The organism is Alteromonas sp. BZK5, from assembly GCF_014349115.1.
Lineage (GTDB): Bacteria > Pseudomonadota > Gammaproteobacteria > Enterobacterales > Alteromonadaceae > Alteromonas > Alteromonas macleodii.
Genome location: NZ_JACSOE010000052.1, coordinates 25401 through 33764 on the forward strand (window position 1 = coordinate 25401; position 8364 = coordinate 33764).

At 45.2% G+C, this 8364-nt stretch carries 9 protein-coding genes, 1 pseudogene and 1 riboswitch; of the genes and pseudogenes, 5 read left to right on the forward strand and 5 right to left on the reverse strand.

Annotated elements, in window-relative coordinates:
• Positions 1-50: 50 nt before the first annotated feature.
• On the reverse strand, positions 51-608 hold the full coding sequence (locus tag BIZ39_RS14545; RefSeq protein WP_187447324.1) for a DUF1439 domain-containing protein: 558 nt from the start codon (positions 606-608) through the stop codon (positions 51-53).
• Between the two features lie 349 nt (positions 609-957).
• Positions 958-1084: riboswitch (yybP-ykoY riboswitch) on the forward strand.
• 53 nt (positions 1085-1137) lie between these two features.
• Between BIZ39_RS14545 and BIZ39_RS14550 the strand changes: the two genes are divergently transcribed.
• Positions 1138-1695 carry a manganese efflux pump MntP family protein gene (locus tag BIZ39_RS14550; RefSeq protein WP_187447325.1) on the forward strand — a complete coding sequence of 186 codons (558 nt, stop codon included), beginning with the start codon at positions 1138-1140 and terminating at the stop codon, positions 1693-1695.
• 17 nt (positions 1696-1712) lie between these two features.
• Here the strand turns inward: BIZ39_RS14550 and BIZ39_RS14555 are convergent.
• Positions 1713-1907 (reverse strand): annotated as a pseudogene (locus BIZ39_RS14555) (TonB-dependent receptor plug domain-containing protein); the annotation flags it as partial.
• A gap of 319 nt (positions 1908-2226) precedes the next feature.
• On the opposite strand from BIZ39_RS14555, the gene BIZ39_RS14560 reads away from it, so the two are divergent.
• Together BIZ39_RS14560 and BIZ39_RS14565 are read left to right on the forward strand one after the other, a co-directional pair.
• The gene (locus tag BIZ39_RS14560; RefSeq protein WP_187447326.1) at positions 2227-4113 is read left to right on the forward strand and encodes a TonB-dependent receptor plug domain-containing protein; all 1887 of its coding nucleotides are present in this window, start codon (positions 2227-2229) and stop codon (positions 4111-4113) included.
• Positions 4114-4123: 10 nt separating this feature from the next.
• Positions 4124-4567 carry a DUF6314 family protein gene (locus BIZ39_RS14565; RefSeq protein WP_187447327.1) on the forward strand — a complete coding sequence of 148 codons (444 nt, stop codon included), beginning with the start codon at positions 4124-4126 and terminating at the stop codon, positions 4565-4567.
• Between the two features lie 18 nt (positions 4568-4585).
• Here the strand turns inward: BIZ39_RS14565 and BIZ39_RS14570 are convergent, their stop codons facing one another.
• From BIZ39_RS14570 to BIZ39_RS14580, 3 genes are all read right to left on the reverse strand, one after another.
• The gene (locus BIZ39_RS14570; RefSeq protein ID WP_187447328.1) at positions 4586-5449 is read right to left on the reverse strand and encodes a DMT family transporter; all 864 of its coding nucleotides are present in this window, start codon (positions 5447-5449) and stop codon (positions 4586-4588) included.
• 71 nt (positions 5450-5520) lie between these two features.
• Positions 5521-6390 (reverse strand): MIP/aquaporin family protein, encoded by an 870-nt coding sequence (locus BIZ39_RS14575; protein ID WP_187447329.1) that lies wholly within the window; start codon positions 6388-6390, stop codon positions 5521-5523.
• 323 nt (positions 6391-6713) lie between these two features.
• Positions 6714-6905: a hypothetical protein gene (locus BIZ39_RS14580; RefSeq protein ID WP_014950632.1), complete on the reverse strand. Its 192-nt coding sequence runs from the start codon at positions 6903-6905 to the stop codon at positions 6714-6716.
• A gap of 278 nt (positions 6906-7183) precedes the next feature.
• Here BIZ39_RS14580 and BIZ39_RS14585 point away from each other — a divergent pair, with 278 nt between their 5' ends.
• On the forward strand, positions 7184-7600 hold the full coding sequence (locus tag BIZ39_RS14585; protein WP_061095588.1) for a Dabb family protein: 417 nt from the start codon (positions 7184-7186) through the stop codon (positions 7598-7600).
• 159 nt (positions 7601-7759) lie between these two features.
• The gene (locus tag BIZ39_RS14590; protein ID WP_187447330.1) at positions 7760-8092 is read left to right on the forward strand and encodes a DUF1904 family protein; all 333 of its coding nucleotides are present in this window, start codon (positions 7760-7762) and stop codon (positions 8090-8092) included.
• Positions 8093-8364 lie beyond the last annotated feature (272 nt).

Here is an 8364-nt window from a genome sequence, read left to right on the forward strand (position 1 = left end):
TGCACCTTTAACCATTAACAATCTCGACACTTCATACGTTTTTTCAATGATTATTGTTTAGGTCGAAGTGCAAGCTGGCCTTGCTCTACAGTTAGCTGTAAAGGTACCGTTGAAAGCATGCTTACCGCTTTGTTCGCAGGATCTAGGCGATAAACAGGGTTATTGGCTAAATAGCCATTGATGAGCTGCATGAATTCGCCACTTACAGGGGCTAAATTACCCTTAAAGCCGCCAGCATCAATTGTGCTATCAAGTAGAGACAATGAGCGCACAAAAATCGCTTTTTCTTCACTGTCGTAATAAGGCGTGCCTTCCAAAGCAAGACTTACTTTTGCAGGGTAGTTCAACCCAAATGCACTAATACGCGCAGTGGCAATAGCGCCTAGCTGAACCACGTCTCTGCCATCTGGGCCTATGGTTGCTGTCATATCTTCCACATCTAAATAAAGAGGAATACCAGCGAGTGAGGTTTGCTTCCGCAGCTTACTCACTTGGCTGTCAAGCACTTGTTCTAACTCGGCATTAGATACAGTGTAAACCGCCAGTTGAGAGAGAGTAGCGCAGCCTGCAAGAATGGTAGCGAAGGCAATGGAAAGTAGAATTCTCATAAAAAAGTCTCTTTTAGCAATGAGTTGTCGAATTACACAGTGCGAGCCGGAAATACTGGCGCTGCAACAACGAAGTGTCTCTATTGTACGGGCAGAGGAAAGGGATGAACAATGAAATCGTTAACTCGCTAAGACAACGGCTTATTCAGGGAGTCCATGAGTAGCAGAGAGGCGCAAAGCGTAACGCTGAAAAAATACTTGGTTGCCGACACTTAATAAAATTGAGTGTAAGAGCACTGTTGGAATATATGCAATCGAAAGAGCGTGAACATGGCGTCATTTATATCTCAAGTTGGACAGTTTGTCGCAATCAACTTGATTAGTTTATAGCGGCTATAGTACCTTAGGGCCCTCGGTTGGGGAGTAGCCTGTTTCCGTTTCGAATGGAAAAGTTTGTATCAACATAATTGGTCACATTACCATGGTACAAACACCTCTTGGTTGGCGAGACCATCGATAAGTCCACGCTTAAAGGTCAGGCGTGCGGATTTGTCGTGGACTCAATTAGCCTGACCGGAGTTCTAAAACTATGAGTATCTTCGCTCTTATCTTGCTAGCCTTTGCTATGTCAACAGATGCGTTTGCCGCAGCGATAGGCAAAGGTGTCAAAATCAATCGCCCTCGTCTAAGTTTTGCTCTCAAAATTGGCCTTTTGTTCGGACTCATAGAGGCAACAACCCCATTTATAGGCTGGTTCATTGGTCGCGCGGCGTCTTCATACGTTGAAGCATGGGATCATTGGATTGCGCTAATCATTCTTTCTGGTTTAGGTATTCATATGGTACTCGAGAGCCTGAAACCTGCCGAAGAAGAGTCGACGTCTCAAAAACAATCCGTTATTTTGTTGTGTATTACTGCGTTAGGCACAAGCATCGACGCAATGGCAGTGGGTGCAAGTCTCGCGCTAATTGACGTGAACATTGCTATTGCTGCGACGTTAATTGGGATAGCCACTTTTTCTATGGTAACTATTGGCATTATGTTGGGCAGTGTTATGGGAACATTGATAGGTAAGCGAGCAGAGACATTTGGTGGCATTGTGCTTGTTTCGGTTGGTACTTGGATCTTTGTGAGTCACACACTCTAGAGCGTGTTGAACTTTGTGGTTTGAACGTTAACCGTGCTTCTATTACCGCTATAGCCACGCACGTTGAAGCCGTTTATTAAATAACCCGATGGGTTATTTTCATCGCCAGAAAAACCTCGGATCGCAAAGCTATCGAACATGCCGCCAGAGTTGTTTTGTCTAACAATGGTGGGCGCAAAATCTAGTGCATCGATGAAGCGCGAGATCCTTTCTTTTAAGATCAAGCATAAGCAAGGTATTACGTGTCTTTGGCAGGTTTTGCAGAGGTCATGAACGTTATGTTATCTCGTTTCTTTTAGCAAGGAAGGTAAGCAAACAATAAGGTGAGATTGATGATTATTGCGGGCTGCTACAGATACATACAGGCTGTTTCTATTGATAAATAGAAATGTGCAGAGCTGTGAGTAAAAATAAACTTACTGGTCTAAACTCACCTGCGCAGCGTTTTCCTCGGTCTACTAATGCTATAAACTTCGCGTTTTTATTACTCTTGCCTGCAGGCTGAACCTTAATTTTTAACTAGGACACTGAATGCGTCACACAACCCTATCTTTGCTCTTTTGTACTTTACCTTTTGCCGCCATGGCCGCTGAAAGTGTTGATTCATCAAACGCTAACTCTGGCGTGGACAGCAACGAAAAAGGCGTAGAAAAAATTACGATTGAAGGGGCGGCGACGGCGAACAACAAGCCGGTAGGGACGTTTAATTCACCTATATCTAACTTAGAATACGATCCGCGAGTCGATTTGCAATCAAGGAACATGGCAGAAGCGCAGGCTGACGTGACTATTCGCGGCGGTATATTCGAAAACACGGGTTTTCGCATAGGAAGCGCAACGCTTATTGACCCACAAACGGGGCACTATTTCGCTGAAATTCCTATTGCGCCAGAAATGTTGACGAAGCCGAGTATTTTCACGGGCGTCGATAATGCGCTTTACGGCGTAAATAGCTCTGTAGGTACGGTGTCTTATGGCTGGCGTCCCATCCAAACAGCAGGCAGTGTGTCAGTGGGAGTAGGTAATAACAACTTCAATTTGCAGCGTGTACACGGTGCAGTAAAGTACGCGCTTAGTGCTTTACCCGGTTGGTCTGTTGGGGTTGAAGGGGAGTATTCTCGCTCTGAAAGTGATGGCACTATTGCTAATGGCGATCATAATTTCGAACGCGCGTCAGGGCGTATTCAGCTGGCAAGTAATGACTCACAAACCGACGTGTTTTATGGCTTTCAGCAAAAGTTTTTTGGCTGGCCTAACTTGTACACGCCTTTTAATGTAAACGAGACAGAAGACATTCAAACTCGTTTGGTCATGCTAAATCACAAACAGCGCTACGGCGAAGAGAGCATGAAAAACACCTTTGAAGTTTCTGCTTACTACAGAGAGAATGACGACCATTACGTATTCTCACGTGAAAATCCTGAAGCGTTTCAGGCGTTTCACGAAACCAAAGTGAAGTCATTGGCGTTTTCCGGTACTCATAATGTTTCGCAAGAATTTGGTATCAACTACGCAGCACAGCTTACTGCAGACGACATCACCTCAACCACGCTAGAGAACAATTTCACCTCTCGCGACTACTACAAAATAAGCGTAGTGCCCGAGTATCGAACGCAGTTGAACAGCAATGAATCGCTTACCGTTCGTTTAGGTGGGGCGTTTGACGATACAAATCGCGACGATGACCGACTGTCTTTTGTGGGCGATATTAGCTGGCTTACCCAAGCAGGGAGCAATGCCTCACGTACACTCTATCTTTCGTATGCAGAGGCGACGCAGGTGGCTGGCTACACTGCTGTAGGCGGCAGTACCACAAGCGGTCTGTTTAGAAGTAACAACCAGTTACAGCGAGAAGTCAGCAAAAACCTAGAGTTTGGGGCATCATTTGATAAATCCTCTTTCAAAGTTGATACCGCCGTATTCTATCGCTGGGATAACGAGCTGACAGATTGGACGTATAGCTTCGACGCTACGTCAGCTCGCAGTGCAAACCCGGTTGATATCGAAACCTTAGGTGTTGAGGTGATTGCCATTAAACGCTTTGATAGCGCAGATGTGGTGGCCAGCTACACCTATTTAGATAAGTCTGAAGACTATCGAATTGATGAGGTAGACGCGAGCTTTTACGCGCTTAACCATCCGCCGCATCGCGCCACCCTTGGGTTGGTGTGGTTTGCAACCGATACGGTTGAAGTGCGCATTGACAACGAGTGGCGGAAACAAGAAACCAATGCGCTTAGAAACGGCGACGACTCTGCTTTTTTCTCACATGTCACTTTCACATATTCACCTGCTCAGATTGAAGGGTTAAGTCTGGTATTGGCAGTCGATAACTTGTGGGATGAGCGCTTTGAAGAAATCCCAGGAACGCCGGGCCGCGGCGACCAATATTCTGCCACTGTTACCTATTTTTGGTAAGGACGGCGCAATGACAGTTAATTCTCCTCATACCTTGGACGATTTTGCTGGACGATGGACGCTAACGCGCAAAATCATCCAGCGAAATGGCGATGTATTTACCTTTTCTGGCGAGGCTGAATTCAGCTGGCTGGAAGGCAGTGTACAAAAAGAAAAAAGCGGCTTGGCGTATTACGAAAAAGGCGAAGTAACTGCGCCTAACGAAAGCGTAATGCCCGCAGAACGTCGGTATTTCTGGCAGCAGCCTCTAACTGGTTTATTTGAAGTGTTGTTCGACGATGAACGTTATTTTCATTCTTTCAGTGCGACCAACCCAAACGCTGAGCACTTGTGCGGCGATGATAATTACGTGGTGCGCTATGACTTCACAGCGTGGCCTGTGTGGCGCTCTACGTGGCAGGTCAATGGGCCACGCAAAGACTACACCATGGTGAGTGAGTATAGTCCTGCGTAGTTTTGGCCTTTTTGAGGCTTATAACTGTTTCTGCTTCTTAGCGTGTTGATGGGACATCCAAAGTGCAATAGCAATAATGGTACCGCCAAGAAGCAGGCGAGAAAAGTCGGTGTCTTTTTGCCAAAGCAGTAAATTAACCACAAGCCCCGCTGGAATAAGTGCGTTATTCATAATAGCTAACGTACCACCAGAAACGGCTAGTGCCCCCTGGTTCCAAAAGTAGTATCCAAGCCCTGATGCCACAATACCCAACCACAGTAGCACTCCCCATTGCTCGGTATTTTGCGGTAGTTGACTTGGGTTGCCGAAAAGGAAAAAAGCGGGCAAGGCTACAACTAATGCGCCTAAATAAAACCACGCGAATACGTTGTGATAAGGTACTTGGGCTGTAAAAGTCGAGGTCAGCTTTTTATAACCCACTTGTCCTAGTGCAAAGGAAAGATTAGCACCCTGAACAATGGCAAAACCAAACCAGTAGTTATCAGTCACGCCGTCAAAGCGAATTATGGCTGCACCTGCGGTGGCAATAAGTGCGCACAATAAATAAAACGGGGTAAACCGCTTAAATAGGGCGTCGTTCACAATGGCGACATAAAGCGGCGTAAAAATGGTGAAAAGCAACACTTCTGGCACGCTTAAAAACAAAAATGCGTGATAGAAGAAGATGTACATCAGCCCTAATTGCACAGCACCTAAACTGGCCAGAATCACCTTTTGTTTAAGGTTCAATAATGCCGGCCTAAGGAAAGGAAGGAAGACCAGTGTGGCGAGCACAATGCGTGTCAAAACAGCAAAATAACTGTCTACTGAGCCAGCCAAAAACTCGCCTATGAGCGAAAAGGAAAATGCCCACAGGACAGTAACTGCTATTAAATAAAACACACGCTATGCTTCTTTGTAAGTTCAACCGCGGCGTAAAATAGGCCATCGCCGCTCGTATATCAATAGTTAGCTTACCCTCTATCAACACTCGCTTCAGAAGTTGGTGTAACAGCGGAAGTTTCGCAATCGTTTGGAATAGTGCAGGCGCGACTTTCTGGCGAAAGGGAATGACCTATTAATACAGGGTACAGCCAAGCGCCAAAGCATGCTCCACATATAGGCGCTACAATAGGCACAATAAAGTAGGGGATGTCTTTCGCCCCATCAAGCGCATACTCCCATCCCGCAATGTAGGAAAAGAGCTTAGGACCAAAATCACGAGCTGGGTTCATGGCAAAACCGGTCAACGGCCCTAAAGAAGAGCCAATGACAGCAATGACAATACCAATTAGTAGCGGATTCATGGCTCCACGTGATGCGCCGTTATTTTCATCTCCCAATGCCAGTATTGCGAACATCAAAACGGCAGTGATAACGAACTCAACGCCAAAGGCTCCCCAAAATGAAAGGGCTTTGTGGGGAAAAGTAGAGAAAATGCTTGCTGTTGTGAGAGCGTCTACACTATCGCGCGAGAGGTTATGAGTAAGTTCATAATCTATAAAAAGTTGATGATACAACCCGTAGATAAGTGCAGCAGCAGCGAATGCTCCCAAAAACTGGGAAAAAATGAAGGGGGCAACTTTGTGCTTTTCAAAACCGTGAAAAAGCGCAAGCGCAATAGTTACCGCTGGGTTGATATGTGCACCGGAAACGCCAGCAGTACAATAAATGGCAACAGCGACGCCAAACCCCCAGACAATACTGATTTCCCATTGACCGAACGAGGCGCCTGTTAATACCAATGCTGCAACGGCACCAACACCGAAGAATATCAGAATTGCCGTGCCTATGAATTCAGCAACACATTGGCGGAAAAGCGTTGGTTCCGTGAGAGGTAACATAATTCTTCCTTTTAATCTTTAACCAGTACAACGCACTGATCAGAAAAAGAAGCGACAGAGCTATGTTATGAAGAATGAAAGCTGAAACCGTTTTATGTTGGCGCAATAGTGCATTAACCGTTCATTCAACTAACAGGCCGTTAGGTTCTAATTCTGACGCAGCTTCCCATGTACATTTAATAGGAACGCATCATAAAACGAACATAAACGAACTGCAAATGAGCAAAAACGAATATTTATCGTTCTTGGTGTTGATACTGGTATTCAGCTTGGTATAGCAGCACCGCTGTTACCTCAGAGCGGTAATCCTAAAAAGGCCAGTCTTAGTGGAGTACGGATAGCTCAGTACTGAGGCTAGCATTTTTGTTGTCGCTATCGCCTTTTAACTCTCCAGCTTCTTCAACCAATGCCGTCATAGCGTCAATAATATCGAGGAAGCTTGCTAGCTGCTCTGGCGTTAGACCATTAGATAAGTTTTCAATTTTATTGATAAGCTGTTTGGTAGGTAAGCGCATAGCGTCAAAATCTCGTTGTTTACATGTTTAAAATTCAGTTTCTTTAAATATCTTTCAAGTTGCTTGCCAACATGCAGAATATTAAACTCCTGGCGCTTTCTTGCCTTGCTAATTGAGTTCAGATCTATTTTGCAGTGAAGGCGGAGCTCACAAGTGTGTGTTTACGCGAAGATGAACGGGTTCCTATTGCTTCAATTGAGATCCAATGTCATTGTAGAAACATCAGCATGTTCAATGTTTATGACAGAAATCTACAGCTAAGGTAAGCAGGCTCTATTATGGCAGATACAAAAAGACGACAATTTTTAGCAACCGCAGGAGCGTTTGCTTCGCTATCTGCATTGCCTGCTATGGCGCATTCGTCCCGCATCACAAACGCTGAGTTACCACCTATCCTTCATATGGTTTACTTCTGGCTGAAAGATCCAACGTCAACAGAAGATAAGCAAAAGCTCATTGCTGGTTTGCAATCGTTGCGCGCTATCCCACAAGTTCACTCACTTCACATTGGTGTGCCTGCCAATACACTAAAGCGTGACGTGATAGATAACTCGTTTGACGTGTCTGAACTTATGCTATTTGAAAGTGTTGAAGCGCAAGATGAGTACCAGCTTCATCCTATTCACAAAAAGTTTGTGGAAGAGTGTTCTCATTTATGGCGTGAAGTGGTGGTGCGAGATTCTGTTTCGGTATAATTCTTAATTTGCCGTGAGAACTTTTTACCCTTTTACCGAATAGTATGGTATTCATCGCGTACTAAAGGCGAATCCTCAGTCTAGACGCTTTTAAAGCGTGGTATGATGCCGTTTAGAAAATTCCGGTACACAAACTAAAGAGTTATTAAAGGACAAAAAATGCCGCACATTCGCGCAAGAGGTATCGAGCAATCAGCGTTAGAAGAGGTTGCAGGTTCTATCGTTGAACAGTTTGCCAAACTGACCGACACCCCTAACGATCATTTCACAGTAGAGCACATTGCGAGCCAGTTCATTGTGGCCGGTGGAGCCTCTTCGGCTTATCCGTTTGTAGAAGTTTTGTGGTTTGATCGCGGGCAGGATGTCAAAACTGCAGTGGCTCACGTTATCGATACTGCGCTTCGCCCCTTCGTAGGAGAGGATAAGGACATCACCGTTTTATTTGAAGATCTCAACGGTAACGATTATTACGAGAATCGCGAACATTTCTAGCGTTTGTATGTCTTGTTAAGCTCCTGCAGAGCAAGGTTATCTAGTCTTTTTTCATTGCTACTTTTCTCTTTCCATCTTTTTAAAGGTTCATCATGTTCTTTGAGCGCGTTTCACATCGTCCACTGTTTTTAAACGTGGCTTCTTACTGTTGACCACGCTGACAACAATACCAATCCGCATAGATCATTACCCACTCAGCGAGAGTTAAAATGTTCGTAATCGCGGCGTGTTACCGCAGGTATAGTGGTTCTACATCAAGGTGACACAACAAA

Coding starts and splice junctions, on each gene's coding strand:
- BIZ39_RS14545 (WP_187447324.1), bottom strand. CDS start 608: ATGAGAATTCTACTTTCCATTGCCTTCGCTACCATTCTTGCAGGCTGC.
- BIZ39_RS14550 (WP_187447325.1), top strand. CDS start 1,138: ATGAGTATCTTCGCTCTTATCTTGCTAGCCTTTGCTATGTCAACAGAT.
- BIZ39_RS14560 (WP_187447326.1), top strand. CDS start 2,227: ATGCGTCACACAACCCTATCTTTGCTCTTTTGTACTTTACCTTTTGCC.
- BIZ39_RS14565 (WP_187447327.1), top strand. CDS start 4,124: ATGACAGTTAATTCTCCTCATACCTTGGACGATTTTGCTGGACGATGG.
- BIZ39_RS14575 (WP_187447329.1), bottom strand. CDS start 6,390: ATGTTACCTCTCACGGAACCAACGCTTTTCCGCCAATGTGTTGCTGAA.
- BIZ39_RS14580 (WP_014950632.1), bottom strand. CDS start 6,905: ATGCGCTTACCTACCAAACAGCTTATCAATAAAATTGAAAACTTATCT.
- BIZ39_RS14585 (WP_061095588.1), top strand. CDS start 7,184: ATGGCAGATACAAAAAGACGACAATTTTTAGCAACCGCAGGAGCGTTT.
- BIZ39_RS14590 (WP_187447330.1), top strand. CDS start 7,760: ATGCCGCACATTCGCGCAAGAGGTATCGAGCAATCAGCGTTAGAAGAG.